We start from the raw sequence: 26,879 nt of genomic DNA on the forward strand, positions 1-26,879 counted from the left end.
GTGGACAACACACGCCAAGACGACGCAACGTCCTCAGTGCCTCACCGACGGTGAGACCACCCGGCTTCGTGGGAGCACCGTCCACAGGCGTGCCGGCCACGGGGTCCCGGCGCTGCCAGGATGTGCGGCGCCCGACCCCGAGGAGCAGCGCGTGCAGATCCGAGTGACCGTCGTCGACGCGGTCCGCAGGGCCGCGCGCGCCGACGTCGTCCTCACCGTCGGACCGGACGTCCCGGCGACCGAGCTGCGCTCGCTGCTGCTGGCCTCCGTCGGCCGCGACCCCGACGACCCGGTGGACGTCCACGTGGCCGGGCGCCCGCTCGACGACGGGGTGGCGCCCGGCGATCCACCGTTCGTGCAGGGTGCCCTCGTGACCGTCGGGCGCCGCGGCCCGGACCCCGCCCGCGCGCGTCGCAGCGGCGGCTTCCTCGAGCTGCACGTCGTGGGTGGTCCCGACGCCGGGCAGGTCCACCGGCTCGGACCCGGCGAGCACCCCGTGGGACGCGCCGGCCGTCGCGGTCTCGTCGTGGACGACCCGGACGTGTCGCGCCGGCACGCGACGCTGCTCGTGGACGCCGACGGCGTGCGCGTCCGGGACGAGGACTCCACCAACGGCACCTGGGTGGACGGCCGGCGGCTCGGACCAGGGGCCGTCCGTCTCGACCTGTCCTCGCGCGTGCTCGTCGGGTCGAGCACGCTGGCGCTGCGGCTGCCCGACGCCGACGCGGCCGCCGTCCAGCCCGCCGGCGACGGGACCCTGCTCGTGAACCGGGCACCGCGGCTGCGGCAGGCCCCCCAGGCGGTGGAGGTCAGGTTCCCCGCACCGCCCACCGCACCGCGGACGGTGCGCGTCCCCGTGGTGGCGCTCGTGCTGCCCGTCGTGGTGGCGGTGCCGCTGGCGCTGCTGTGGAGCCCGATGGCGCTGCTGTTCGGGCTGATGTCACCCGTGATGCTGCTCGGCAACGCCCTGTCGGACCGGGTCACCGGCCGGCGCGAGCACCGGCGGGCCACGGCCGAGCACGCGACGTCGGTCTCCGCGTGCCGGACCAGGGTGCGCGACGCCCTGGCTGCCGAGCAGGTGCGCCGCAGGACGGCGGCCCCCGACCCGGCGCTCGTCCGCAGCACGGTGTCCACCCCCTTGCACCGGTTGTGGGAGCGACGCCGCGAGGACGAGGACCTGCTGGCTCTCGGCGTCGGGACGGCGTCCCTGCCGTCCGACGTCAGGGTCGTCGACCCGGCGGTCGACGACGGCGCCCCGCAGCGGCCCGCTGTCGACGACGTCCCGGTCACGGTCGACCTCCCGCGGGTCGGCGTCCTCGGTGTGACAGGACCCCGGCACCGGCGCACGGCGCTCGGCCGGTGGCTGCTGGCGCAGGCGGCGGCGACCCACTCGCCGCGCGACCTGGCCGTGGTCGTGCTCGCGGACCCGCAGGGTCCGGACGACCGTGGCGCCGGGCCCGGGGGCGCGGGCGCGGCGTGGGAGCCGGCCGGGTGGCTGCCGCACTGCCGGCCGGAGCACCTGTCCCCCGGGCTCGCCGACGCGGCCGGCGCCCTCGTGGGGACCACCGCCGACCAGGTCCGCCGACGCGTGGCCGAGCTCGTCGGGGTGCTCGACGCCCGGCTCGAGGCCGCCACGGCCGGCCTCGTCGGGCGGCGGTCCTGGGCGGGGCCGCGGGTGCTCGTGCTGCTCGACGGCGCCCGGCGGCTGCGCGCGGTCCCGGGCGTGCCGCGCCTGCTCGCGGAGGGGCCGGCGGTCGGCATCCACCTGCTCTGCCTGGAGGAGGGCTCGGCCGGCCTGCCGGTGGAGTGCGGCGCCACCGTGACGGTGCACGGCGAGGTGGCCACCCGCCTGAGGCTGGCGGTGGCCGGCGAGCCACCGGTCGACGACGTCGTCGCCGACCTCGTCTCCCACCACTGGTTCGAGGGGGTCTGCCGGCTGCTCGCGCCGCTGCGGGACGCCACCCCGGAGGCGGACCGGCACGAGGTGCCCGACTCCGCCCGGCTGCTCGAGGTGCTCCACGGGCTGGAGCGACCGGACCCCACCGACCCCGGCGCGGTGGCGCGGTCGTGGCGGGCCCGACCCCGGTCGACGTGCGCGGTCCTGGGCGTCGGGGCGGACGGTCCGCACGAGGTCGACCTGCGTCGCGACGGCCCGCACGTCCTCGTCGCCGGCACCACCGGGTCGGGCAAGTCCGAGCTGCTGCAGACCCTCATCGCCTCGCTCGCGACGGTCAACCGGCCGGACGAGATGGGTTTCGTCCTGGTCGACTACAAGGGGGGCTCGGCGTTCGCCGAGTGCGCACGGCTGCCCCACGTCCTCGGCCTCGTGACGGACCTCGACGAGGACCTGACCCGCCGGGCCCTGACCTCGTTGACGGCCGAGGTCACCCGCCGCGAGCGCCTGCTCGCCCGGCACGCCGCCAAGGACCTGGACGACTACCTGGCCACCCGGGACCGGGCGACCTCCCTCGGCGTCCCGGCCGACGGCCCGGACGCCGTCCCCGCGCTCGGGCGGCTCGTCATCGTCATCGACGAGTTCCGGGTCCTGGCCGAGGAGCTCCCCGGCTTCATCGACGGCCTGGTCCGGATCGCGGCGGTCGGCCGGTCGCTGGGCGTCCACCTGGTCCTGGCGACGCAGCGGCCCGCCGGGGTCGTCGGCGCCGACATCAAGGCCAACGTCAACCTGCGGATCGCCCTGCGCGTGCGCGACGACGCGGACTCCGTGGACGTCGTCGACTCCCCCCGCGCGGCGGCGACCAGCGAGCGGACCCCCGGCCGGGCGCTGCTGCGCACCGGCTCCGGGCCGCTCACGGAGGTCCAGACCGCGCGCGTCGGCGGCCGACCGCCCCAGGCGGCCCGGACCCTCCCGTCGTGGCGGCGCGCCGGATGGCCGGTGCTCGGGGACCCACCGCCACCACCCGGCCCCCCGCTGCCGGGGGACGGTCCGACGGACCTGCAGCGGGTCGTCGCCGCCGTCCGCGAGGCGTCCGCGGTCCTGGGGGTGCAGCCACCCGCCAGCCCGTGGCTGCCCCCGCTTCCCGCCACGCTGCCCCTCGACTCCGTCCGCGGGACGCCCCCGGAGCACAGCGGTGCCGAGCAGGACGCAGGGCGCCGAGGGCCCTCGGAACCCGTGCGGCTGACGTTCGGGCTGCTCGACGACCCCGCGCGACAGCGGCAGGTGCCGGCCCGGCTCGACCTCGGCTCCCCCCAGTGCCTCGGTGTCGCGGGCACGGCCCGCTCCGGGCGCACGACGCTGCTGCGCACCCTGGCCGTGTCCGCGGCCCGGGCGCCCGCGGGGCAGGTGGCGGTCTACGTCCTCGACGGTGGCGGTGCGCTGACGGGCCTGGCGGCGCTCCCCGTCGTCGGTGCCGTCGTGCCCCGCGACGACCCGGAGCGGGTGGCCCGCCTGCTGCGGCGGCTGGACGCGGAGGTCACCCGGCGGCAGCAGCAGCTGTCCGCGGGCGGCTGGTCCGACCTGGCGGAGTGGCGCCGGGACGCGAGCGACGGCTCCGCGCCCCCGTACGTGCTGCTGCTCGTGGACGGCTACGACTCCCTGCAGCAGGCTCTGGAGGACCAGGACGCCGGTCGGGCCCTCGACGGGCTGATGCCGGTCCTGCGCCAGGGGCCGGGTGCGGGGGTCCTCACGGTGGTGTGCGGGGAGCGCTCCGTGCTGAGCGGTCCGCTCGCGGCGGGCCTGGGGACCAAGCTGGTCCTGCGGACGGCGGACCCCACCGACGTCGTCCTGGCCGGGGTGCCGCCCCGCGAGGCACCCCGTGAGCTGCCCCCGGGGCGCGGGGTCCTCGTCGACGGTCACGGCTGGCACGTCGTCCAGGTCGCGGTCCCGGGCGACGACGCGTCGGGATCGGCCCAGGCCGCCGCGCTCGAGGGCGCTGCGCGCACGACCGCAGCGGCCGCCGTCCTGCCCTTCCGCGTCGACGCGCTACCCGGCGACGTGACGGAGTCCGACCTCCTGGCGCACCCGGGTGCGGCCCACCTGCCGGGCTGGCTCGTGCTCGGACTGGGAGGCGACGACGTCGCCCCGACCGGCTGGGACCTCGGCCGCGACGGGCGGCGGTTCCTGGTCGCCGGCCACCCGCGGTCCGGGCGCACGACGACGCTGCTCCGGGCCGTCCGGGCGCTGCTGGCCGACGACCGTCCGGTCGTCCTGGTCGCCCCGCGCCCCTCCGCGCTGGAGCAGCTGGGAGCACCGGTGGCGCCGCAGGCACCCCAGGCACCCCAGGCACCGGCGCAGGCCGACCTCCCGGGGACCTCGACCTGCCCCGACACCGGCCCGACCGGGGTCCTGGGGGTGCTGAGGGTCGGTGACGCCCACCGGCTCGACGCACTGCTCGACGCGGCGGCCCGAGGCGGGACGCCCGCCGCGGTCGTCGTCGACGACGCGGACGCCGTCGACGGGACCGACCTCGAGGGCGCGCTGCTGCGCCTCCTCGACCGGTCCGCGACCAGCGGCGAGGTCGTCGTCGCCGCGGCGAGCACACCGGCCCTGGCGGGCCGGTTCGGCGGGTTCTGCGTGCAGCTGCGCCGCGGCGCCGGGGGCCTGCTGCTCGGTCCGCTCTCCCCGCTGGACGGCGACGTGCTCGGCATCCGCGTCGGACGCAGGGCCGAGCGCCGCCCCGGCCGCGGCCTCCTGGTGACGACCGGCGAACCGGTCCTCGTCCAGGTCGCCCGACCCACCGACGACGGCGCGCCCGTCGCGGCCACGCCGCCCGGCGTGGGGCCAGGGGGCACGGCGGCGACCGTAGGGTGCTCCGAGGACCAGCCGGCCGACCTCGGGAGCCGTCCGTGACGCAGGTGACCATCCGCCCGGCCGAGCCGCGCGACGTGCCGGCGATCGACGCCCTCGTCCGCGAGCTCGCCGTCTACGAGCGGGAGCCGGACGCCGTGCAAGCGACCCCCGCCGACTTCGAGCGCGCCCTCTTCGGCCCGGACCCGCGGGTGCACTGCCACGTCGCCGAGGACGGCGCGGGAGAGCACGCGCAGGTCGTGGGCATGGCGCTGTGGTACGTCACCTTCTCCACCTGGCGCGGCCGGCACGGCATCTGGCTCGAGGACCTCTTCGTCCGACCGCCGCACCGGGGGCAGGGCACCGGCCGACGCCTGCTGGCCGCGCTGGCGGCGGAGGCCCGCGACCGGGGGTACGCCCGGCTCGAGTGGTGGGTCCTGGACTGGAACGAGCCCGCCCACGGCTTCTACCGCGGCATCGGCGCCACGCCGCAGGACGAGTGGACGGTCTGGCGCCTCGACGACGAGGCGCTCCCCGCCCTCGCCGACCTCGCCGACGCCCGCCCCGTCGACCCGGCCGACGCCACCCGCCCCACCGACCCCGCCGACCCGGCGGACGCGTGACCCGACCGCGCCGTCCCCCGCCCCGGGTCGACGCGGGGTGCCCGAGCGGTCACCATTGACCTCAGCGGCGCCGCGACGTGCACCGCACGGCACGGAGCGGGGGGCAGCGTGACCACCACGGCAGACACGGCTCAGCCCACGCCCGGGCTGCCCGCGGACCGGGTCGACCTGCACGTCCCCGCCGACCCCGCCTACCTGGCCGTGCTGCGCACCGCCACGGCCGGACTGGCCGCCCGCCTGGACCTGACGCTCGACGAGATCGAGGACCTGCGCATCGCCGTCGACGAGGCGAGCGCGCTCGTCCTGCACGGCGCCGCCCCGGACGACGAGCTGCGTGCGGTGTTCGAGCTCGGCTCCGACACGATCACCGTGACCGTCACCGGCCCCGCCCCCGCCCTCCCGCCGCCCGACTCCGTCGCCTGGGCGGTCCTCGGCGCCCTCGTGGGGCACGTCGAGACGGGTGGCCGGCCCGGCGCGGTGCGGATCCGGTTGCACCACCTGCGGGTCGTGCGGTCATGAGACCGCCCGTTCGCCGCGCCCCCGGCTTCCCGGTGCCCCGCGACGGTCGCACGGGCGGTGACCAGGACCCGGTCGCCACCGACGTCGCCGACACCGGCACCGACACCGGCACCGGCACCGGCACCGACACGGTCCGGTCGAGCGTCGCGGACGACGCCGGAGACAGCCGGGCCGCCGCCGACGCCGCGGTGCGACGGCTGGCCCGCATGGACCCCGACGACCCCGGGCGAGCCGACCTGCGGTCCGAGGTCGTCCAGGCCCACCTGGGCCTGGTCCACCACCTGGCACGCCGCTACGAGGGTCGTGGGGAGCCGCTCGACGACCTCGTCCAGGTCGGCACCATCGGGCTGCTGAAGGCCGTGGACCGCTACGACCCGCAACGGGGCGCCTCCCTGGCGACGTTCGCCGTCCCCACCATCCTCGGCGAGATCCGCCGGCACTTCCGCGACCGGGGCTGGGCCGTCCGCGTCCCCCGACGTCTGCAGGAGCTGGTCCGGACCCTCACCGAGGCGCGAGAGGCCCTCACCCACGAGCTCGGCCGCGCCCCGACCGTCGCCGAGCTCGCCGAGCGCGCCGACCTCGACCCGGACACGGTCCTGGAGGGTCTGGAGTCCGCCGGTGCCTACTCCACGGTCCCGATCGACACCGGTACGGACGCCGACGCGGACTGGCCGGGCGTCGAGGACGAGGACCTCGCCGGGGTGGAGAACCGCGAGGCCCTGCGCCCCCTGCTCGCCCGGCTCCCGGCCCGCGAGCGGCGGATCATCGCCCTCCGGTTCGTCCGCGGCATGTCCCAGTCGCAGATCGCCCAGGAGGTCGGGTTGTCGCAGATGCACGTCTCCCGGCTGCTCGCGCGCAGCCTCGCGAGCCTGCGCGAGGGGCTCACCGACGAGGGCTGACCGCGAACGGCCGACCTGCGGGAACGACCGCCCCGGACCGCGTCACAGCACCCGCGTCACGGCACCCGCGTCACAGCACCGGCTGCTCGCCCGAGCGTGTCGTGGCCGCCACCACCGGTGGCAGGACCAGCCCCACGGCCACCACCACCGCGGGGACCGCGACGACGAGCACGGCCCACCACGCGCCGCCGCCCACCACGGACGGGACCACCCCGAAGAGGGTCAGCAGCTGCCAGACCATGACGGGGGCGCGGGCCCACCGGCGCCCCGCCCACAGGGCCCTCGCGCACCAGGCGAGGAAGGCGCCGGTCAGCAGCGAGAGCGCCGCGATCGTCACGGCCGACACGACGCTCGTGGGTGAGGCCACCGCCAGCTCGACGAGGAAGAAGACGCCGACCACCGCCAGCGTCACCGCCTGCACGAGCACGGCCACCACGACCACCGCCAGCGCCCGGGGTCTGCCCGGGCCACGCCGCCGCGCGCCGTCCCCGAGCCCGTCCGCGGGCCCGTCCGCGGGCCCGTCCGCGGGCCCGTCCGCGCCCTGCGACGGCCCGACGGGGCCCTCCCCGCGTCGTCTCTCGAGTGGCACGCCCGCACGCTACCCCCCACCCTGGAGACAGGCCCGCACCCACCGGTGCAGGCCGGGACCGGCGGGAGCCGGACCGGGGGGGCTCCACCGCCGGCACGGGCAACCGGCCGTCGCCAGGGGAACACGCCCCCACCGCCGCACGTTGGCCCCACTGGACGAACCGGGCAGGGTACCTCCCCGCGACGGGCCTGCTGTGAGCAACCCCTCACGGGCCTGGCGGAAATCTTCACACGGATCCCTTGTGGGCCCCGGTTCCCACGTGTGACCCTTGACCGCACGAGGGGCACCAGCACCACTGGCGCCCCTCTCAGCATGAGACCTCGTGAACACCTTCACAAAGGAGCACCCCCCGATGGACTGGCGCCACCGCGCTGCTTGCCTCGACGAGGACCCGGAGCTGTTCTTCCCGATCGGGAACACCGGCCCGGCGCTCCTCCAGATCGAGGACGCCAAGGCGGTCTGCCGTCGGTGCGAGGTCGTCGAGACCTGCCTCAAGTGGGCGCTCGAGAACGGTCAGGACGCCGGAGTCTGGGGCGGCCTGTCCGAGGACGAGCGCCGCGCCCTGAAGCGTCGGACGGCCCGCGCACGACGCGCCGGCTGACCCCACCAGCTCCGAAGGGGCGTCCGGTCACCGACCGGACGCCCCTTCCGCGTGCCCGTCCCCTGCGGGCCGGGAGCACGGGCCTGAGTCGTCCCGTCGTCACCCCGGCGCGTCACGCTCCTCACGGAGACGGACCTCCACGACCACCTCGGTGCCGCCGCCGTCGCCGTCGGCCCAGCGGATCGAGCCCCGCAGCTCCCCGGTGACCAGGGCCGACACGATCTGCGTGCCCAGACCGCCCGTCCCGGGGGTGAAGCCCTCCGGCAGCCCGGGCCCGTCGTCCGCCACCACCAGGCGCAGGTGCTGGCCGTCCCGCCGGGCCCTCACCTGCACGGTGACCGCCCCTGCGACACCGCCGTGCTCCACCGCGTTGCTGACCAGCTCGTTCACGACCAGCGCGAGCGCCGTGGCGTCCTCGGCGACGACCGTCCCCACCCGGCCCTCGCGGACGGTGCGCAGACCCGGGTGGCCCGTGAGGTCCGCGGCCAGGAGGAGGCCCCCGTCCAGCAGGTCGTCGAACGCGACCGTCTCCTCCAGCCCCTGGCTGAGGGTCTCGTGCACGAGGGCGATCGTCCCCACCCGCCGCATCGCCTCCTGCAGCGCCTGACGTGCCTCCGGGGAGGAGATCCGCCGCGCCTGCAGCCGCAGCAGGGCCGCGACCGTCTGCAGGTTGTTCTTCACCCGGTGGTGGATCTCCCGGATGGTCGCGTCCTTCGTCAGCAGCTCGCGCTCGCGGCGGCGCAGCTCCGAGACGTCACGGCACAGGACGACGGCGCCCCGCCGGACGCCGTCGGCGAGCAGCGGGATCGCCCGCAGGGACACCGCGGCCCCGTGCGCCTCGACGTCCGTGCGCCACGGCGCCCGGCCGGTCACGACCAGCGCCAGCGACTCGTCGACGGGACTGGCGTCGTCCACCAGGTCGCTCGTCACCTCGGCCAGCGAGCGTCCGACGAGGTCCCCGACCAGGCCGAGCCGGTGGAAGACCGCCAACCCGTTGGGGCTGGCGTACTGCACCACCCCGTCGACGTCCAGCGTGACCAGGCCGTCGCCGACCCGGGGGGCCCCGCGGCGCATCCCCGTCGGCGCACCCGCGACGGGGAAGGTCCCCGCCGCCACCATCGCCGCGAGCGCGTCCGCGCACTGCAGGTACGTCAGCTCCAGCCGGCTGGGGGTGCGTGCCGACGCGAGGTTCGTGTGACGGGCCAGCACGGCCACGACGCTGCCCTCGCGGACGACCGGGACCGTCTCCTCGCGCACGGGGACGTCGTCCAGCCACTCCGGGTCCCGCTCACGGCAGATCCGCCCCTCGTCCAGGGACCGGTCCAGCTGCGGACGACGGCCCCGCGGCAGCAGGCGGCCCACCTGGTCCTCGTGGAAGACGGTCGGCCCCGTGCTGGGACGGCAGTGCCCCACGGCCACGTACCCGGCCCGCCCGGTGTCGGGGACCCACAGCACCAGGTCGGCGAACGACAGGTCCGACAGCAGCTGCCAGTCCCCCACCAGCAGGTGCAGCCACTCCCGGTCGGCGTCGGTGAGGTCCGCGTGGCGCCTGACCAGGTCGTTGAGGGTGGGCACCCGCCCAGACTAGGACCGGCTCAGGCGGTCGCGGACGCCGACCGGATCACCCCCCGCAGCAGCCGCAGGGCCACCGACATGGACGCCAGGTCCGTCGACTCGAGCCGCCGCACCTCGTCGATGGTGCTGCGGGCGCGGGCCAGCTGGCTGGCGTTGACCGACTCCCAGGCGTCGATCAGCTCCGTCGTCCCCGCGTCCGACGGCACCGCCCCACCGGACTCCTGCGCGTGGGCGAGCACCGCGCGCGTCAGGGCCTCGAGCGCCGCGTACAGGTCGTCGCGCAACGCGCCGCGCGCGAGCGCCTCCCACCGGTTCGCCCGGCCCAGCGCCGCGATCCGCGCCAGCATGGCGTCGACCCCGTACCGCTCCGACAGCGTGAAGTACAGGGAGGTCACCACGTCCTCGGACGCCGACATCGTCGTGGCGATGTCACCGACGTCCAGCAACGAGTACTCGTCGAGCAGACCCGCGTAGCGCAGCGCCAGGTCCTCCGGGCAGCCGGCCTCCTGGAGCTGCTCCGCGGTCGCGAGCAGCCGCTTGCGCTCGGAGCCTGCGAGCGTCTCCGCCATCCGACCGCGGCGGCGCTCGCACGTCGGCCCGAACCGCTCGATCTCCGCGGCGACGTCCAGGACGTCGGGCCGGTTCTGGAGGAACCACCGCACCGACCGGTCGAGGAGGCGACGGAACTCCAGGTACATCCTGGTCTGCACGTCCGTCGGGACGACGTTGTCGAGCCGCTCGATCGCCTCGACGTACTCGCGCAGACCGAACACCTCCCGGCTGATGACGTACGCGCGCAGCACGTGGTCCACCGAGGCGCCGGTCTCCTCCACCGCCCGGTACCCGAACGTGATCCCGCCGCGGTTGACGAGGTCGTTGACCAGGCCGGTGGTGACGATCTGCCGCCGCAGCGGGTGCTTGGCGAGCCGGTCGTCGTAGCGCTCGACGAGCTGCGGCGGGAAGTAGTCGCGCAGCACGCGCTGGAACCAGGGGTCGTCGGGCAGGTCGGAGGCCAGCACGGCGTCCGCGAGCGTGATCTTGGCGTACGCCACGAGCACCGCGAACTCCGGGGAGGTCAGGCCGAGCCCGTCCTCCGCCCGCTCGGCCAGCTGGCTGTCGCTCGGCAGGAACTCCAGCGCCCGGTCCAGCGCGCCGTCGGACTCCAGCGAGCGGATGAAGCGCTGGTGCACCGGCAGCATCCCGTGCGCCTGCTGGCGGGCGTTGCCCAGCAGCACGTTCTGCTCGTAGTTGTCGCGCAGGCACAGCCGGGAGACGTCGTCGGTCATCTCGGCGAGCAGGGCGTTGCGCTGCTTGGTCGTCAGGTCCCCGTCGGCCACCACCTGGTCGAGCAGGATCTTGATGTTCACCTCGTGGTCCGAGCAGTCGACCCCGGCCGAGTTGTCGATCGCGTCGGTGTTGATCCGCACGCCGTGCAGCGCCGCCTCGATCCGCCCGAGCTGGGTGAAGCCGAGGTTGCCGCCCTCCCCCACGACCCTCACCCGCAGGTCGGCGCCGTTGACCCGGATCGGGTCGTTCGCCTTGTCCCCGACCTGGGCGCTGGTCTCCGACGTCGCCTTGACGTACGTGCCGATGCCGCCGTTCCACAGCAGGTCCACGGGGGCGCACAGGATCGCCTTCATCAGCTGCGCCGGGGTCATCGAGCGCACGTCCCTGCCGAGGCCGAGCGCCTTGGCCACCTGCGGGCTGACCGGCACCGACTTGGCCGACCGGGGGTACACCCCCCCGCCCTCGCTGATCAGCGACTCGTCGTAGTCCGCCCAGGACGAGCGCGGCTCGTCGAACAGCCGGCGCCGCTCGGCGTAGGAGGTCGCGGCGTCGGGGTCGGGGTCGAGGAACACGTGGCGGTGGTCGAAGGCCGCGACGAGGCGGATGTGCTCGGACAGCAGCATGCCGTTGCCGAACACGTCACCGCTCATGTCCCCGACGCCGACGACGGTGAACTCCTCGCTCTGGGTGTCGAGCCCGGCCTCGCGGAAGTGCCGCTTGACCGACTCCCAGGCGCCCCGTGCGGTGATGCCCATCGCCTTGTGGTCGTAGCCGACCGAGCCGCCCGAGGCGAACGCGTCCCCCAACCAGAACCCGTAGTCGGCGGAGACCGCGTTCGCGACGTCCGAGAAGCTCGCCGTCCCCTTGTCCGCGGCGACCACCAGGTACGGGTCGTCGCCGTCGTGGCGGACGACGCGCGGTGGCGGCTGCACGCGCCGGGAGCCCGCCTCGCCGGCGTCCGGGTCGGGCACCAGGTCGTCGGTCACGTCGAGGAGGGCCGAGATGAACGTCCGGTAGGCGGCGACGCCCTCCGCGTGCCAGGCGTCCCGGTCCGAGGGGTCCGGCAGCTGCTTGGCGACGAAGCCGCCCTTCGCCCCGGTCGGGACGATGACCGCGTTCTTCACCATCTGCGCCTTGACCAGTCCGAGGATCTCGGTGCGGAAGTCCTCGCGACGGTCGCTCCAGCGCAGCCCACCACGCGCGACGGCGCCGAAGCGCAGGTGCACGCCCTCGACCCGCGGCGAGTAGACCCAGATCTCGAACGCCGGTCGCGGCTCCGGCAGGTCCGGGACGGCGCGGGGGTCGAGCTTGTACGAGACGTAGCTCTTGGGCCGGCCGTCGCCGTCCAGCTGGTAGAAGTTCGTCCGCAGCGTCGCCCGCACCAGCCCGAGCAGCGAGCGCAGGATGCGGTCGGCGTCGAGGGACTCGACGGCCTCCAGCGCGCCCTCGATCTCCTCGGTCAGCGCCTCGCAGACCTCCTGCCGCCCGTCGTCGTCGAGGTCCCGGTCCGGGTCGAACCGCGCCTCGAACAGGCGGACCAGGGTCCGGACGACGCCGACGTTGCCGAGCAGCGTCCGCTCGACGTAGTCCTGGCTGAACGCCGAGCCGGTCTGCCTCAGGTACTTGGCGTAGGCGCGGATGATGACGACCTGGCGCCACGTCAGCCCGGCGGCGAGGGTGAGGTGGTCGAAGCCGTCGGACTCGCTGCGACCGTGCCACGCCGCGGCGAACGCGTCGGTGAACAGCTCGCGCGCCGTGTCCGGCGGCTGCGGTCCCGAGTAGCGCAGACCGAAGTCGTAGACGTAGGCGGTCGTCCCGTCCACGCAGTCCAGCTCGTAGGGTCGCTCGTCGGTCACCTCGACGCCGAGGTTGCGGAAGAACGGGAGCACCTCGGTCAGCGACAGCGGGCTGCGGCGGAACAGCTTGAACCGGCGCTCGTTCACGGCCGCGCCGACGGGCTCGTACATGTTCATGGCCAGGTCGGCGTCGCCGCCCTCGCCGGGCGGGGTCAGGGCCTCGACCCGGCGCAGGTCGCCGACGGCGACCCGGGCCGGGAAGTCCTCCTTGTAGCCCTCGGGGAAGGCTCCGCCCCACCGGTGCAGGATGCGGGTGGCCTCCTCCTCGCCGACCTCCGCGCGCAGCGCGTCCGCGAGGTCCTCCTCCCAGGTCCGGGTCGCCTCGACCAGCCGGCGCTCCAGCTCCTCGGGGTCGGCCTGGCGGACCGTCTGGCCGGCGGGCGCGCGGACCACGAAGTGCAGCCGGGCGAGCACCGACTCGCTGACCCGGGTGGTGTAGTCGACGGCGTCCGCGTCGAAGTACTCGCGCAGGATGTGCTCCATGCGCAGCCGGACCTGCGTCGTGTAGCGGTCGCGGGGCAGGAAGACCAGGCACGACATGTACCGGCCGTAGTCGTCCTCCCGCAGGAACAGCCGGGTGCGGCGCCGCTCCTGCAGGTGCAGCACGGACATCACCGTGGCGTACAGGTCGTCGACGCCGGTCTGCATGAGCTCGTCACGCGGGTACGTCTCGAGGATCGTCAGCAGGTCCTTGCCCGAGTGGCTGTCCGGGGCGAAGCCGGCTCGCTCGAGGACCGCCTCGACCTTGCGGTCGACGACCGGGACGCGGCGCACGCTCTCGGTGTACGCGGCCGAGGTCAGCAGCCCGAGGAACCGCCGCTCCCCCACCACGCGGCCCTCGGCGTCGAAGCGCTTGACCCCGACGTAGTCGAGGTACGCGGGCCGGTGGACGGTCGCGCGGGAGTTCGCCTTCGTCAGGATGAGCACCCGCCGCTCGCGCGCCTTGGTGCGCACCGCCGGCGACATCCGGTCGAAGCTCGTCGAGCTCGACGTCTGGTCGTAGCGCAGGATCCCCAGCCCCGTTCCCGGGACCGCGCACAGCCGCTCCTCACCCTCCTGGCCGGCCAGCTCGTACTCGCGGTACCCGAGGAAGGTGAAGTTGTCCTCGGCCAACCAGGTCAGCAGCCGGTCGGCCTCGGTGGCCTCGTCCGCCAGGCCCACCGGCGGGTCGTCGCGCATCTGCTCGGCGACGGACCGGGCGGCGTCCCGCATCTTGGGCCAGTCCTCGACCGCCGCGCGCACGTCCGTCAGGACCTTGCGGACGCCGTCCGCCAGCGCGTCGAGGTCCTCCGCGTCGGTCTCCCGGTCGATCTCGACGTGCATCCACGACTCGACGCAGGCGTCGTCGGGCCACGACGGGTCGCGCCGGCCGGTGGTCACGGACGACGCGGACACGTCCAGCACGTCCACCAGCTCACCGGTCACGGTGCGGCGCACCACGAAGGTCGGGTGGACGACGAGGTGGATCGCCCGGTGCTGGCGGGTCAGCTCGGCGGTCACCGAGTCGACGAGGAACGGCATGTCGTCGGTGACGATCTCGACCACCGTGTGCCCGGTCTGCCACCCCTGCTCGTCGACGCTCGGGGTGATCACCCGGACCTGCGCGGTGCCGGGGGTGCGGTGACCGGCGAGCTGGCGGTGGCTCAGCGCCGCTCCGGCCAGGTCGACGGGGTCGCGCTGTCGCAGGTCCTCGTCCGCGACGTGCCGGTAGTACCGGGCGAGCAGGGCCGCGACGTCACCGTCCTTGGCCCCGTGGTGGTCTGCTGCGTCGACGGCCCGCTCCAGGATCGCTGTGCGGGACTGCTCGAACGTGGTGGACATGCGGAACTCTCACCCCAGCGTCGGCCTCGAGACGTGCGCCGTTGCACGTCTGCCCGCGAGCCTAGTCCGACCCGGCGCACCCCGCGTCCGGCACCCGGACGGTGGCCCGAGCGCGTCGCGACGGCGGCCCGACGGCGTCGTCCACAGACCGTCCGACGACCCTCTCCGCCTGCGGCGCGCCGCGGTTACGCTCGCGGGGTGACGCCTGACCGGGACCCTGCCGCGGCCGCCCGCGGCGCGTCGTGGCGGGTCGATCCGCAGGCACTGCACGCAGCCTCCCTGTCGGTACGGTCGGTCTCCCTCGATCTGGCGGACGACGCCGACGCCCTCCTGCGGCACGCGCCGGACCCGGGGACGCCACCGGCACCGGACGCCGTCCTCGCTGCCCACGCGGCGACCGTGGACGTCCTGCGCGCCCTGGCCGACGTCGCGGACCGGACCGGGACGGCGCTGCGGTGGGCCGCGGAGCGCTACGCCGAGGCCGACACCCCGACCACGGGCCGGTCGCCGCACGGGGCCGGCGACCCGGCCGGTGACCGGTGAGCGCGACGGTCGACGCGCTCGCACCGGGGGACCCGGCCTCCGTGTCGGCGCTGGCGGCCGACCTGTCGCGGGTCGCGCAGTCCCTGCAGGACCGTCGCTCGACCCTGCGGACCGCGCTGGAGCACCTGGCGGACTGGAGGGGACCGGCGGCGGACGCGGCACGTTCCGTCGTGCTCGCGCAGCTCGAGGTGCTGCACGTCGCGGCCGCGAGCATCGAGGACTCCGTGCGGGCCCTGCAGGAGTACGTGGTCGACCTGCAGCACGCCCAGGCCCTGGCGACGCAGGCGGTCGACTACTGCCACCGGCACGGGCTGCTCGTCGAGGCCGACCTGCAGGTGCGGGTCCCGTGGGGGCCGGCGCACGTGGAGGACGCGATGTCGTTCGCCGAGCGGGTGCCGGAGGGGCAGGTCCTGGTGGACCGGGCGCACGAGGAGGCCGTCGACGCGGCCCGGCGCCTCGCGGCCCGCGTCGACGGCCCCGTCCAGCGGCTGGAGCACGACGCGCTCCGGCTCGCGCCCCTGGCGGCCGACGTGGAGAGCTGGTCGCGCGGCTAGCCTGGCGCCGTGCGCATCCAGGAGCAGGTCCGCTACCCCGCCACTCCCGACGCCGTCGCCGCCGCGCTGGCCGACCCGCGCTTCAGCGACCGGGTCACCGAGCTGATGGGGGCGAGCGAGGGGTCCGTCGACGTCGACGGCGACCCCGCCGGCCCGTTCACCGTGACGACGGTGCGGCGACTGCCCACCGACGACTTCCCGGACGTCGCCCGGTCCTTCGTCGGCGCCACGGTGCAGGTCCGTCAGGTCGACGCCTGGGCGGCGCCGGCGCCCGACGGGTCACGGGCGGGCACGATCTCGGTGGAGATCGTCGGGGCCCCGCTGCGTCTCACCGGGACGCTGCACCTCGCACCGGACGGTGACAGCACCGTGCAGTCCGTGGACGGCGACCTCAAGGCGTCCGTGCCGCTGCTCGGCGGCAAGCTGGAGCGCGCCGCCGAACCGGCTGTCCACGGCGCCATCCGCCAGCAGATCCGCGCCGGCCGCGAGTGGCTGTCCTGACCTGACGCCGGGCGGGGAGGCGGACGGGGAGGGACGTCCCGCGCCCTCCCCGTCCAGCCCCTCCCCCGAGGGACCGGGTCAGCCCATGTGCGGGTAGCGGTGGTCCGTCGGGGGCGCGAACGTCTCCTTGATCGACCGGGTCGACGTCCACCGCAGCAGGTTCTGCGCCGCACCCGCCTTGTCGTTGGTGCCCGAGCCCCTCGCACCACCGAACGGCTGCTGCCCCACGACCGCCCCGGTCGGCTTGTCGTTGACGTAGAAGTTGCCCGCGGCGAACCGGAGGGCCTTCGTCGCCTTCGCGATGGCCGCGCGGTCCTGGGCCACGACGGCGCCGGTGAGCGCGTAGTCGGCCGCCGACTCCATCTGCTCGACGACGCGGTCGTACTGCCGGTCGGGGTACACGTGCACCGCGAGGATCGGTCCGAAGTACTCGGTCGTGAACACCGCGTCGTCGGGGTCGTCCGCCGTCATCACGGTGGGCCGCACGAAGTAGCCCACCGAGTCGTCGTAGGTGCCGCCGGCGACGACGTCGATGCCGGGCTCGGCGTGGGCGCGGTCGATGGCCTCGCGGTGCTTGGCGAAGGCGCGGTCGTCGATCACCGCCGACATGAAGTTGGAGAAGTCGGTCGTCGGCCCCATCGTCAGCGAGTCGGTCAGGTCGGCCAGGTCGTCCCGCAGCCGGCGCCACAGGCTGCGCGGGACGTACGCGCGCGAGGCCGCCGAGCACTTCTGCCCCTGGTACTCGAACGCACCGCGGACCATCGCGGTGCGCAGCACGTCCACGTCGGCGCTGGGGTGCGCCACGATGAAGTCCTTGCCACCCGTCTCGCCCACGATCCGCGGGTACGCCCTGTACGAGGAGATGTTCTCGCCCACCGTCCGCCAGAGCCGCTGGAACGTCGCCGTCGACCCCGTGAAGTGGATGCCCGCGAGGTCGCGGTCCGCGAGCAGCACCTCCGAGACCGCGACACCGTCACCGTGGACGAGGTTGATGACCCCCGGGGGCAGGCCCGCGGCCTCGAGCAGGCGCATCGTGTAGTGCGCCGCGAGCGCCTGCGTCGGGGACGGCTTCCAGACCACGGTGTTGCCCATCAACGCCGGCGCGGTCGGCAGGTTGCCGCCGATCGCGGTGAAGTTGAACGGGGTGATGGCGTAGACGAAACCCTCCAGCGGGCGGTGGTCCGTGCGGTTCCAGACGCCCTTGGAGTTGGCCATCGGCTGCTCGGCGAGCACCTGCCGGCCGAAGTGCACGTTGAACCGCCAGAAGTCGATGAGCTCGCAGGCCGAGTCGATCTCCGCCTGGACCGCCGTCTTCGCCTGGCCCAGCATCGTGGCGGCGTTCAGGGTGGACCGCCACGGCCCGCTCAGCAGCTCGGCGGCCTTGAGGAAGACCGCGGCCCGGTCGTCGTAGGACAGGTCGCGCCAGGCCGGTGCGGCGGCCTTGGCCGCGGCGACCGCGGCGGCCGCGTCCTTCTGCGTCGACCCCTTGAACGAACCCAGCACGTGACGGTGCTCGAACGGCGCCACGACCTTCGTGCGCCGGCCGCTGCCCGGCACGTCCCTGCCGCCGACGACGTTCGTGAGCTCCGCCTTCTCGCTCCACAGCTCGTCCAGCCTCTGCTGCAGCGCCGCGCGCTCGGGGGTGTCGGGGGCGTAGTCCAGGACGGGCTCGTTCGTCGGGTGGGGAACGGTCGTCACGGCGTCCACGGGGGTCTCCTCCTTCGACGGGCCGGCGACGTCGACGGCCCGTGCCCTGTATACCCGGGCGGGGACGACCGGGTCGAACCGGCGGCTCGGCGCCGGGCCACCGGCTGCTACCGGCTGCTACGGCGCCACCAGGTCCGGGATCTCGGTGACGTCGTACCAGAGCAGGTCGTGCCCGTCCGCGCCGTCGACGGTGAACCGGGCGTCCTCGTCACCGGCGCGCGCGGCGGGCAGCGCCTCGACGGCCGCGGCGACCGCCTGCTGCGCGTCCAGCTCGTCGACGTGGACGCTGACCACGTCGGCCAGCGGCACGGGCCCCGACAGCCGGACCGCCGAGGCGACCTCACGCGCCTGCGGGTGGACGAGGGCGTCGTCCACCTCCGCGGCCAGGACCACCCTGCGCCGGGGAGCGGCGCCGTCCTGGGCGAGCACCGCGAGCGACGACTCGGCGGCGTCCAGCAGCGCCGCGTACTCCAGCTCCTCGACGTCGTCGGCCTCGGCGAACCACTCCCGCAGCGCCGGCGTCACGGCATGGGCGCCGACGCCCGGGTGGGCCTCGAACCGTCCGTCCGCGTGCGCGCGCGCCAGGGCCGTGAGGGTGGTCGGCAGGTACACGCGCACGTCGGTCCTCCAGTCCCGGCTCACCCGGCGTCGACCGCGCCGGCGTGGTCATCCTCGCGCCCGCGCCGCCCGCGCCGCCCGCGCCGTCGCGCGGGGGTGCGCCGCAGGACGTCGCCCACGTGCGCGGGGTCCCCGAGGGCCTCGCGGGCCGTCTCCAGGGCCGTGGCCAGCACCAGCTCCCGGCGCCCGACGGCCATCAGGTTCGGCCCGATCGCCTCCAGGTCCTCCCGTCCCGGTCCGAGCACCGTCACCTCGGTCCCGGTGGCGTGCAGGCGCTGCACCTCGCGCAGACAGCGCCGGGTGACCCTGGCCCGCCAGGCGCGCTCCATCCGGGCAGGCAGCCCCGACGGCTCGTCCGGTGCGAACGAGACCATCGGCGCCAGGACGAAGACCTCGTCCAGCCCCTCGCCGAGGAGCAGGTCGACGTTCGTCGACGACCACGCGCCGCCGTCGACGTAGCGGGTGCCCGCCAGCTCCAGCGGCTGGTACCACCCGGGGATCGAGCAGGAGGCCATGACGGCGTCCGCGAGCGCGACCGCAGGGGCGCCCGGGCCACCGAACGCGACCCGCTGCCCGGCGTCGTAGTCCATCGCGACGACGCGCAGCCCGGGGTGCGCGGACCAGCTCGCGGGGTCGCGCCCCGTGGCCGCCTGCACGTCGCGCACCAGCCGCCCCACGGCGTCCAGGGAGCCTCGGCCCACCGGGGCGAGCGCCGCCAGGACGGCGGTGGGCGGCAGGTCACGCAGGCGGCGCGCGTTCGCCGCGACCATCGCGGTGGAGCCGGGACCGAGCCGGGGGCGGGCGGGCACGTCCCCGCCCGTGGCGGTCTCGTAGTCCCACTCCAGCGCGGCGAGTGGTCCGGAGGCGGCCCGCTGACCGAGCTGGTGCGAGCGCAGCTCCTCGACGGTGGCGCCGGCGCCGAGCAGGGCCGCGAGCAGCGACCCCGCCGACGTCCCCACCAGGACGTCGGCCCGCCGCGCGTCGAGGCCATGCACCTCCTCCAGCGCGGTCAGCGCCCCCACCGCCCAGGCGCCGCCGAGGACCCCGCCGCCGCCGAGCACCAGCCCCCAGCGGCGGGCGCGGCCGGGCGCCGCGCTCACCGCACCGTGTCCCGCAGCTCGGCGAGGCTGTCCTCGACGCACTGGGCCAGGACGTCGACGTCGGGCATCGCGTCCCGGTCCGCGTTCAGCCCGTAGTAGACGCCCCCGTCGTAGGAGGTCAGCCCGACGGCCAGGGCGTGGTCCTTCGCCAACGGGATGACCGGGTAGCTGCCGATCATCCGCGCGCCCGCCAGGTACAGCGGGTGCTGGGGGCCCGGGACGTTGGTGACGACCAGGTTGAAGGTCCGCCGCGACAGCCCGCCCGCCACCCGGGTGCCCAGGGAGTGCAGGGTGGGTGGGGCGAAGCCCGTCATCCCCGCGAGGCGCTCGGCGCCGACGGCCCGTCCGCTGTCGACGTGGGCCAGCATCTGGTAGGCGACCTGCTGCAGCCTGAGGGTCGGGCTCGGCTCCCCGACGGGCAGGTCCACGAGGTGCGCCGCCACCGACTGACCGACGGTCCCCTCGTCGTCGTCCACCACGACGCTCACCGGCACGAGGGCACGGACGACCGTCGTCGGACCGACGCGCCACCCGCGCGTCAGCAGCCAGGCCCGCAGCGCGCCGGCGAGCGTCGCCAGGACGACGTCGTTGACGGTGATCGCGACGGACGGCGCCGACCGGACCGGACGCGACCGTCCACCGCGACGGCGTCCACCGCCGGCGTGGAAGTCCCGCACCCGCCGGTAGTCGACCAGGTCGGTGGCCACCATGGCGTAACGACGCTGCTGCCCGACCGGTGCGTTCAGCGGCGTGTCCGGCGCCGCGCGCGCGGCGGTCCGGGCGGCGAGGGCCAGGTCCTCGACGGCCTCCACGGCCTTGTCGGCCGCCGCGCGCACGTCCGCAGCGGACGCGCGCACCGTGTCCAGCAGCTGGCCGGGCCTGCGGATGGTGTCCATCACCGCTGAGGTCACCAGCTCCACGAGCGACGGCTCCGGCGTGGGACGCCACGTGTCCGTCGGCAGGGTCGCGGGGGTCGGCGCGTCGTCCAGGACGACCTGCCCGATGTCGACGGCGTTGACGCCGTCCACCAGGGCCTGGTGGGCCTTGGTGATCACGGCGAACCTGTCCCCCTCCAGACCCTCGACGACGTAGACCTCCCACAGCGGCCTGCGCCGGTCCAGGGGCCTGGGCTGCACGCGGGCCACCAGCTCGCGCAGCTGCTCCAGGGACCCCGGCCGCGGCAGCGCCGACCGGCGCACGTGGTAGGTCACGTCGAAGCGCTCGTCGTCCACCCAGACCGGGTTGGCGAGCCGACCCGGGACCTGCCGGACGCGCTGGCGGTACCGCGGGACGAAGGCGATCCGGGCCGCGACGTGGCGCAGCAGCGCGTCGTGGTCGAGGCCGCCGTCGGGGTTGTCGAAGACCATGACCGACCCGACGTGCATGACCGTGGAATCGTCCTCCAGGTAGAGGAACGAGACGTCGAGCGGGCTCAACCGGTCGGCCACTCGTCGTCCTCCGCCCACGTCTCGGTCCCACCCCGGCTACCGGCGGGTAGCGAGGCCGTGACGACATGGTCGCACGCCTGCCTACAGTGGGCCGGTGATCTCCCCACCGGACCACCACCATTCGGGCGGCGCCCGCGTCGCCCCGGTCGCCCCGCGCACGTGTCCCGACCACCGGTCCACGACGACCTCTGCCCGCCGGCTCCTGCGTCCGTGGGCGGCCGGTCCCCTGCTGACCGCGCTCCTGCTGACCGGGTGCGCGGCGGCACCGGACACGGACCCCGCGCCCTCCGGCAGCGGGACCGGGCCGACGACCGCCGGCGCGCCGGCCACGGTCCCCGGCGACGAGCCGGCACCCGGGACGCCGGCGGCCCCGTCCGCGTCCGAGCCGGCGCAGCGGGCCGTGACCGTGACGGTCACCGGCCGGACCGTGACCCCCGCGCCCTCGCAGGTCGACCTGGCGGTCGGCGAGACGCTGGTGGTGGAGGTCGTCGCCGACACCGACACCGAGATCCACGCGCACGGGTTCGAGGTGCAGGCGGACGTCCCGGCGGGGGTGCCCACCCGCGTCGAGCTGACGGGCACGGCACCCGGTGTCTACGAGGTCGAGCTGCACCACCCCGACCTGCTGCTCATGCAGGTCGCGGTGCGCTGACGTGGTGGGGGGCTGGCCGCTGGTCCCGCTGCTCCCGGCGCACGGCATCGGGTCGCGGGCCGACCTGCCGCTGCCGTTCGGGCTGACCGTCGCCGCTGCGGCAGTCGTGCTCGTCGTGTCGTTCCTGCTGCTCGCCGTGCTGTGGCGCGAGCCGCGTCTCGACGGCGGCACCGCGGGCCGGCCCCTGCCCCGGGGGGTTGTCGCGGCCCTCGGCTCCCGGTGGCTGCGCGCCACCGCCGCCGGGGCCGGGCTCCTGCTCACCGGTTGGGTGCTGGTGGCGATGCTGTGGGGGCCGCAGGACGCCCGGAACCCCCTGCCCTTCGTGGTGTACGTGCTGCTGTGGGTGGGCCTGGTGCCGCTCTCGCTGCTCCTCGGACCGTCCACGTGGGCGCGCCTCAACCCGGTCCGCACCACCCACGCGCTGCTGTGCCGGCTCGCTCGCGTCGACCCGCGCCAGGGGGTGCTGGCGCTGCCGGACAGCTGGGGGTGGTGGCCGGGTGCGCTGGCGGTGCTCGCCTTCGTCTGGCTGGAGCTCGTGGCACCCGACAACACCGAGGTCGGGACACTGCGTCTCGTCGTGCTGGTGTACCTGGTCGTCCAGCTGCTGGCGGGTTTCCTCCTCGGCTCGGGGTGGTTCGCCCGCGGCGACGCGTTCGAGGTGTGGTCCTCCACCTTCGGTCGGCTCAGCCCCCTCGGCCGGCGGGACGACGGCACGCTGGTGCTGAGGTCCCCTCTCGCGGGGCCGGACCAGGTGCGGCCCGAACCGGGCCTGGTGGCGCTCGTGGTGGTCATCCTGGGCTCGACCGCCTACGACTCGGTCCGCGAGCACCCCCGGTACGTGTCGACCGTCCAGGCGCTGCCCGTGTGGCGGTGGCTGGCGGACACGGCGGGTCTGCTTGGCGTGCTCGGCGTGGTCGGGGTGGCGCTGGTGCTCGCGTCGTGGGCCGCGGCACGCGTGGCAGGGCGCCCGGTGGTCGGCACGGCCACCCTCTTCGCCCCCTCCGTGATCCCGGTGGCCCTCGGCTACGTGGTGGCCCACTACTACTCGCTGCTGGTGCTGGAGGGGCAGAACGCCGTCCTGCGGCTCGCCGACCCGCTGGCGCTCGGCTGGTCCCCGCTCGGGCTGGGCGGGCGCGTCGCGGACCCGTCCCTGGTCTCCCCCGGCGTCGTCGCCGGCGTGCAGGTGGCGGTTGTGGTCCTCGGGCACGTCCTGGGGGTGGTGCTGGCGCACGACCGCGCGGTGCGGCTGTTCCCCGGGCCCAGGGCGGCGTTGAGCCAGGTGCCGTTGCTGCTCTTGATGGTCCTCTACACGTGCGGCGGCCTGCTCCTGCTGTTCGCCGCCTGAGTCAGGCCGACAGCCAGGCCGGCTGTCAGGTCAACGGCAGGCCGAGCAGCTGCTCGAGCTCGCTCGCGGTCTCGTGCGGACTGCGGTGCAGGACGGCGCCCATCCCGAGCGCGCGAGCGGCGTCGACGTTCCACGGGAGGTCGTCGACCATCAGGCACTCCTGCGGGTCGCGCCCGAGCAACGAGACGACGTGCTCGTAGATACGGGCCTCGGGCTTGCGCATGCCGACCTCACCGGAGATGACGACGGCGTCGAACACGTCGTCCCAGCCCGTGCGGTCGTAGGTGTTGCCCCACGAGTTGGACAGCAACGCCACGCCCAGCCCGTGGTCCTTCACACGCCGCAGCAGGTCGAACATGGCGGGCTCGCGCTCCTCGAGGCCGGCCAGCATGCGACCGAGCAGCCCCGTCGCGTCCACCGGCGAACCGCGACGGCCCAGCTCGTCGGCCACGAGGACCTCGAACTCGGTGGCGCTGATCTCCCCTCGTTCGAGCGCGGCGACCGGACCGGCCTCGGGCCCCTCGCCCGCCTCCGCCCGGGCGAGCTCGCGCCACTGGCGGAGCATGTCGCCGAAGTGGCCGAAGTCGACGCCGTCGTCCTGCGCCCACTGCGACATCGCACCGTGCAGCGGCGCGGTCAGCACCCCACCCCAGTCGACCACCAGTGCGGTGTAGCTCACGTGCCCTCCCGTGCCTGCGCGTCGACCGCCCCTGCGGCCCACCCAGGACGGTACGCGTGCGCGGGCACGGCGTCGTCGTCCACCCGCGTGGCGGTCGTCACGAGCCCCCACGGCCCGTTCGACGCGCACCGGACCCGGCACCCGGCACGGCGGCGGAGAGCTCGCGCGCCAGTCCCTGCAGGGCCGCCCGTGCCCGCGACTGCGGCGCTACCTCGGCGAGCGTCCGCCCCTGCAGCAGGGCGCGGTCGTAGGCATCGCGGTCGTCGGGGACCAGGGTGACGTCGTCGACCCCCGCGTACCGCTCCAGCGCCTCGCGGACGCGCCGTTCGGGGGAGCCGCCGACCGCGGCGGCCCGGACGCGGGTCACCACGACACGAGGTGCCACGGTCGGCACCGCGTCGCGCAGCTGCGCCAGACCGCGCACGAGCCGCTGCAGCCCGATGGGGTCCGCGGAGCCGACGGCGAGCACGACGTCCGCCTGCTCCAGGGTCACGAGCGTCGCGCCGTTGCGTCGTGGCGCGGCGGTGTCGAAGACGAGCTCCTCGTCCTGCTCGAGGGAGAAGCCGCAGTCGGCCACCACGAGCGACGCCACGACGCGGGCCACGGGCCAGACGCCCTCGAGTGCGGAGCCTCCCACCTCGGGCCACCTCGACGGCCGGTTGATGCCCGTCAGGACCCGCAGGTGGGGAGCGACGACGGGTGCGAGCCGGGCGAGCAGCTCCGGCTCCAGCGTGCCCGCCGAAGCCGCCCGGCACGCTGCTGCCACACCCGGGGCCTCGTCGAGCACGGCCAGTGTCTGCGCGACCGAGGCCGCCCACGTGTCGACGTCGACCAGCAACGCCTCCTGGCCGAGCAGGGCGACCTCGCTGGCCAGCCCGACCGCCACGGCGGTGCGACCTGGGGCGCCGGCCGGACCCCACACCGCGACCAGGCGACCGGTCCCTGACGGCGCGGTGTCGGCGGCGTCGCCCACCTGCTGCCGGGGCAGCAGGGGGGACGCCGGCCCGGCCCGGGTCCGCGACGGCGGATCGCCGGCCTCGCGACGGGCGGCGACCGCGTCCCGGACGCCGTCGGCGACCTCGCGGGCCCCGGCGTCCGCGGGCAGGACCGTGCCCACGCCCAGCGCGTCGAGACGGTCCCGTTGCTGCAGGTCACCCGGCTCGTGCAACCCGACGACGGCGAGCCCCGCGGCGTCGAGCCGGCCCACGGCGTCGCGGTCGAGTCGCTGGAGGTCCGCGCTGAGCAGCACGGCCAACGCGCGACCCGCGGCTGCCGAGGCGAGCAGGTCGGGGAGGTCCACGCACCGACGGACGACGACGACCCCCGTACCCGAGGTCTCCAGTGCCGCGACGAGAGGCGCCTCCCACGCTCCGGTGACGGCCGTCAGGACCGTGACGTCCACGGCCTGATCACCCTCCCGAGCCGGGGACCAGGACCACCGACACGACGGCGTCGTTGGCCAGCGCACCCAGGACCGCCGCCAGCTGCGCCTCGGCGACGAGGACCTGCACGGTCGTCACGCCGCCGCTGCCGAGCGCCCCACCGGACTGGCTCACCTCGCTGACGACCGCCGACTGGACGAGCCGCTCGGGTGCGAGGAACGCCCCGGCGCGCTCGGGGTCGGGGTGCGCCACCCACAGGTCGACCGCGGAGCCCTTCCCGAGGCCGGCGGGCAGCGCCCCGGTGACGGGGACGCCCACGGGTCGCTGCTGCAGGTCCTCCGCACCACCCAGCGCGCTCAGCGGCAGGAGCTCGCCCGCCGCCACGTGGCGGGTCACGACCGCGCCCTCGGGCAAGGGGTCCTCGGCGGACAGGTAGACCGTGGACAGGTCGTCCAGGCGTACGTCCACCACCCGCAGGCGGTCCCGCACCACCTCGTCACCCGGGGTGAGCGCGGAGTCGGCCGCCCAGACGGCACTGGTGCGGTCCGCGCCGGAGACGACGGCGACGCCCAGCACGACCGACGCGAGCACCAGGACGACGCCGACCGCCAGGCGCGGGTCCCGCCACGACGGTCGGCGGAGCCTTCGTGCCGGGACCTGAGGAAGCGTCGACGGCGTGCCTGCGACTGGCCGGGCGAGGTCGGTGCTCATGCTTCTCCCACACCAAAGGGCGCCACTGCGCGCCACGACGGCGCACAGTGTGGCAAAGACGGTCCAGCGGCCTCGAACCGCCGTCCACAGGCGCGGACCGGCGTCGGGCGACCACCCCGGCGGTGTGACAGACTTCAAGGACCTGGGGGGTCGGACGGGGCAGCGTGAGGCTGCCTGAGAGGAGGGCCAGTGCCTACCCGATTCCTGCCGCTCACCGAGGTGGCGGAGATCCTCAACGTGTCGTCCGCCCAGGCATACGCCCTCGTCCGCAGTGGCGACCTCCCGGCCATCAAGGTGGGCGGGCGCGGTCAGTGGCGTGTCGAGATCGACCAGCTCGAGGCCTACATCCAGCGCATGTACGCCGAGACGCGGGCGCACGTGGTCACGGCCCAGGACGACGTGACCCTGGCGCAGGCGCGTGGCGGTCGCTGACCGACGTCACCACCCGGCGTCGCGGAACCTCACGAGGAGCAGCTGACCGAACGGAACGGAGCTGACCTGGCGGACGGCGCCGACGCGTCGCGGCTCGTCCGCCGGGTGGACGGCCACGTCGAAGAAGTCGGCTCCCACCCTGTCCACGGTCCCGTGGACGTCCCCGCCGGTGGTCACGGCCTGGATGGTCGCGCGTCGTCTCGCGGCACCCCGGAGCACCGACGCCAAGCCCAGGCGCCGTAAAGCGGCGCCGGCCTCTGTCGCCGCCCCGTGTGCCGCCCCCTCGACGACAGCCACCGCAGCCAGGGGCACGAGCAGCGTGCCGGAAGCGTCCTCGAGCAGCATCCACTCCACGGCGGCGTCCGTGCAGCGCCCCCGGACGCGTGAGCCGCCCGTGAGGACCACCTGCACGTCCCCACCGACCCGAGCCCGGAGCCGCTCGGACAACCAGACCCGCGCCTGCTCGGCGCGGGAGCGCTCCGCGGCCTCATCGCGCAGCTCGGCGTCTCGTTCCGCCTCGAACTGCGCCTCGAGGTCGGAGAAGAATCGTTCCCATCGCACACCCTGACACTAAGACCGGGCGTCCACCGCAGGGGCGTGGGTGTGGGAATGCGATGACGGTCACCCCCGGGTGTGGGGGTGACCGTCATCGAATGGTTGTCCGGCGGTGTCCTACTCTCCCACGCGGTCTCC

General features: G+C 75.3%; 22 protein-coding genes. 11 read left to right on the top strand and 11 right to left on the bottom strand.

All coding sequences use genetic code 11. From position 1 onward, the window contains the following. Positions 1-151: 151 nt before the first annotated feature. The 4 genes from ACYVQV_RS02650 to ACYVQV_RS02665 all read left to right on the top strand — a co-directional run bounded on the left by ACYVQV_RS02650 (position 152) and on the right by ACYVQV_RS02665 (position 6,785). Entirely contained in the window at positions 152-4,807 is a 4,656-nt protein-coding gene (locus ACYVQV_RS02650; RefSeq protein WP_461021701.1) for an FtsK/SpoIIIE domain-containing protein, read from the top strand. Between the two features lie 5 nt (positions 4,808-4,812). Then, positions 4,813-5,367 (top strand): GNAT family N-acetyltransferase, encoded by a 555-nt coding sequence (locus ACYVQV_RS02655; protein ID WP_461021736.1) that lies wholly within the window; start codon positions 4,813-4,815, stop codon positions 5,365-5,367. A 108-nt stretch (positions 5,368-5,475) separates the two neighbouring features. Continuing rightward, positions 5,476-5,886: an ATP-binding protein gene (locus ACYVQV_RS02660; protein WP_461021702.1), complete on the top strand. Its 411-nt coding sequence runs from the start codon at positions 5,476-5,478 to the stop codon at positions 5,884-5,886. Beyond that, the gene (locus ACYVQV_RS02665; RefSeq protein WP_461021703.1) at positions 5,883-6,785 is read left to right on the top strand and encodes a SigB/SigF/SigG family RNA polymerase sigma factor; all 903 of its coding nucleotides are present in this window, start codon (positions 5,883-5,885) and stop codon (positions 6,783-6,785) included. Before ACYVQV_RS02660 ends, ACYVQV_RS02665 begins: the two co-directional genes overlap by 4 nt. Before the next feature lie 70 nt (positions 6,786-6,855). On the opposite strand, the gene ACYVQV_RS02670 is transcribed toward ACYVQV_RS02665, so the two are convergent. Then, positions 6,856-7,374 (bottom strand): hypothetical protein, encoded by a 519-nt coding sequence (locus ACYVQV_RS02670; RefSeq protein ID WP_461021704.1) that lies wholly within the window; start codon positions 7,372-7,374, stop codon positions 6,856-6,858. Between the two features lie 352 nt (positions 7,375-7,726). Here ACYVQV_RS02670 and ACYVQV_RS02675 point away from each other — a divergent pair, with 352 nt between their 5' ends. Continuing rightward, positions 7,727-7,975 (top strand): WhiB family transcriptional regulator, encoded by a 249-nt coding sequence (locus ACYVQV_RS02675; RefSeq protein WP_461021737.1) that lies wholly within the window; start codon positions 7,727-7,729, stop codon positions 7,973-7,975. A 99-nt stretch (positions 7,976-8,074) separates the two neighbouring features. On the opposite strand, the gene ACYVQV_RS02680 is transcribed toward ACYVQV_RS02675, so the two are convergent. Both ACYVQV_RS02680 and ACYVQV_RS02685 read right to left on the bottom strand, forming a co-directional pair. Next, the gene (locus ACYVQV_RS02680; protein WP_461021705.1) at positions 8,075-9,550 is read right to left on the bottom strand and encodes a histidine kinase N-terminal domain-containing protein; all 1,476 of its coding nucleotides are present in this window, start codon (positions 9,548-9,550) and stop codon (positions 8,075-8,077) included. 20 nt (positions 9,551-9,570) lie between these two features. Next, complete coding sequence (locus tag ACYVQV_RS02685; RefSeq protein WP_461021706.1) at positions 9,571-14,514, bottom strand: NAD-glutamate dehydrogenase; 4,944 nt, start codon at positions 14,512-14,514, stop codon at positions 9,571-9,573. Positions 14,515-14,712: 198 nt separating this feature from the next. Here ACYVQV_RS02685 and ACYVQV_RS02690 point away from each other — a divergent pair, with 198 nt between their 5' ends. Genes ACYVQV_RS02690 through ACYVQV_RS02700 form a run of 3 tightly spaced genes read left to right on the top strand, consistent with a single transcriptional unit; the run spans position 14,713 to position 16,112 of the window. After that, positions 14,713-15,057 carry a hypothetical protein gene (locus ACYVQV_RS02690; RefSeq protein ID WP_461021707.1) on the top strand — a complete coding sequence of 115 codons (345 nt, stop codon included), beginning with the start codon at positions 14,713-14,715 and terminating at the stop codon, positions 15,055-15,057. Beyond that, positions 15,054-15,611, top strand: a complete 558-nt coding sequence (locus tag ACYVQV_RS02695) for a putative T7SS-secreted protein (protein WP_461021708.1) — start codon at positions 15,054-15,056, stop codon at positions 15,609-15,611. The genes ACYVQV_RS02690 and ACYVQV_RS02695 overlap by 4 nt, the downstream gene beginning before the upstream one ends. A 9-nt stretch (positions 15,612-15,620) precedes the next feature. Then, entirely contained in the window at positions 15,621-16,112 is a 492-nt protein-coding gene (locus tag ACYVQV_RS02700) for a DUF2505 domain-containing protein (protein WP_461021709.1), read from the top strand. 78 nt (positions 16,113-16,190) lie between these two features. Here ACYVQV_RS02700 and pruA read toward each other — a convergent pair whose 3' ends face one another. The 4 genes from pruA to ACYVQV_RS02720 all read right to left on the bottom strand — a co-directional run bounded on the left by pruA (position 16,191) and on the right by ACYVQV_RS02720 (position 20,985). Next, positions 16,191-17,819: an L-glutamate gamma-semialdehyde dehydrogenase gene (gene pruA, locus ACYVQV_RS02705; RefSeq protein WP_461021710.1), complete on the bottom strand. Its 1,629-nt coding sequence runs from the start codon at positions 17,817-17,819 to the stop codon at positions 16,191-16,193. Positions 17,820-17,936: 117 nt separating this feature from the next. Continuing rightward, entirely contained in the window at positions 17,937-18,437 is a 501-nt protein-coding gene (locus ACYVQV_RS02710) for a DUF6912 family protein (protein WP_461021711.1), read from the bottom strand. A gap of 20 nt (positions 18,438-18,457) precedes the next feature. Continuing rightward, the gene (locus ACYVQV_RS02715) at positions 18,458-19,537 is read right to left on the bottom strand and encodes a patatin-like phospholipase family protein (protein ID WP_461021712.1); all 1,080 of its coding nucleotides are present in this window, start codon (positions 19,535-19,537) and stop codon (positions 18,458-18,460) included. Beyond that, on the bottom strand, positions 19,534-20,985 hold the full coding sequence (locus ACYVQV_RS02720; protein ID WP_461021713.1) for a WS/DGAT/MGAT family O-acyltransferase: 1,452 nt from the start codon (positions 20,983-20,985) through the stop codon (positions 19,534-19,536). Before ACYVQV_RS02720 ends, ACYVQV_RS02715 begins: the two co-directional genes overlap by 4 nt. 94 nt (positions 20,986-21,079) lie before the next feature. Here ACYVQV_RS02720 and ACYVQV_RS02725 point away from each other — a divergent pair, with 94 nt between their 5' ends. Continuing rightward, on the top strand, positions 21,080-21,637 hold the full coding sequence (locus ACYVQV_RS02725; protein ID WP_461021714.1) for a hypothetical protein: 558 nt from the start codon (positions 21,080-21,082) through the stop codon (positions 21,635-21,637). 4 nt (positions 21,638-21,641) lie between these two features. Then, a complete protein-coding gene (locus ACYVQV_RS02730; protein ID WP_461021715.1) occupies positions 21,642-22,982 on the top strand; it encodes a hypothetical protein in 1,341 nt (446 codons plus the stop codon). 25 nt (positions 22,983-23,007) lie between these two features. Here ACYVQV_RS02730 and ACYVQV_RS02735 read toward each other — a convergent pair whose 3' ends face one another. The 3 genes from ACYVQV_RS02735 to ACYVQV_RS02745 all read right to left on the bottom strand — a co-directional run bounded on the left by ACYVQV_RS02735 (position 23,008) and on the right by ACYVQV_RS02745 (position 25,754). Next, a complete protein-coding gene (locus tag ACYVQV_RS02735) occupies positions 23,008-23,661 on the bottom strand; it encodes an HAD family hydrolase (protein ID WP_461021716.1) in 654 nt (217 codons plus the stop codon). Positions 23,662-23,758: 97 nt separating this feature from the next. Continuing rightward, the gene (locus ACYVQV_RS02740) at positions 23,759-25,063 is read right to left on the bottom strand and encodes an AAA family ATPase (protein ID WP_461021717.1); all 1,305 of its coding nucleotides are present in this window, start codon (positions 25,061-25,063) and stop codon (positions 23,759-23,761) included. 7 nt (positions 25,064-25,070) lie between these two features. Beyond that, positions 25,071-25,754, bottom strand: a complete 684-nt coding sequence (locus tag ACYVQV_RS02745) for a hypothetical protein (RefSeq protein ID WP_461021718.1) — start codon at positions 25,752-25,754, stop codon at positions 25,071-25,073. Between the two features lie 189 nt (positions 25,755-25,943). On the opposite strand from ACYVQV_RS02745, the gene ACYVQV_RS02750 reads away from it, so the two are divergent. Next, the gene (locus tag ACYVQV_RS02750) at positions 25,944-26,186 is read left to right on the top strand and encodes a helix-turn-helix domain-containing protein (RefSeq protein WP_461021719.1); all 243 of its coding nucleotides are present in this window, start codon (positions 25,944-25,946) and stop codon (positions 26,184-26,186) included. 6 nt (positions 26,187-26,192) lie between these two features. Here ACYVQV_RS02750 and ACYVQV_RS02755 read toward each other — a convergent pair whose 3' ends face one another. Then, on the bottom strand, positions 26,193-26,747 hold the full coding sequence (locus ACYVQV_RS02755) for a hypothetical protein (protein ID WP_461021720.1): 555 nt from the start codon (positions 26,745-26,747) through the stop codon (positions 26,193-26,195). Positions 26,748-26,879: the final 132 nt, after the last annotated feature.

It is taken from the genome of Thalassiella azotivora, assembly GCF_054781695.1.

Excerpts from the sequence above, each read along its gene's own strand:
- ACYVQV_RS02665 (WP_461021703.1), top strand. The coding sequence starts at position 5,883 with ATGAGACCGCCCGTTCGCCGCGCCCCCGGCTTCCCGGTGCCCCGCGAC.
- ACYVQV_RS02675 (WP_461021737.1), top strand. The coding sequence starts at position 7,727 with ATGGACTGGCGCCACCGCGCTGCTTGCCTCGACGAGGACCCGGAGCTG.
- ACYVQV_RS02685 (WP_461021706.1), bottom strand. The coding sequence starts at position 14,514 with ATGTCCACCACGTTCGAGCAGTCCCGCACAGCGATCCTGGAGCGGGCC.
- ACYVQV_RS02745 (WP_461021718.1), bottom strand. The coding sequence starts at position 25,754 with ATGAGCACCGACCTCGCCCGGCCAGTCGCAGGCACGCCGTCGACGCTT.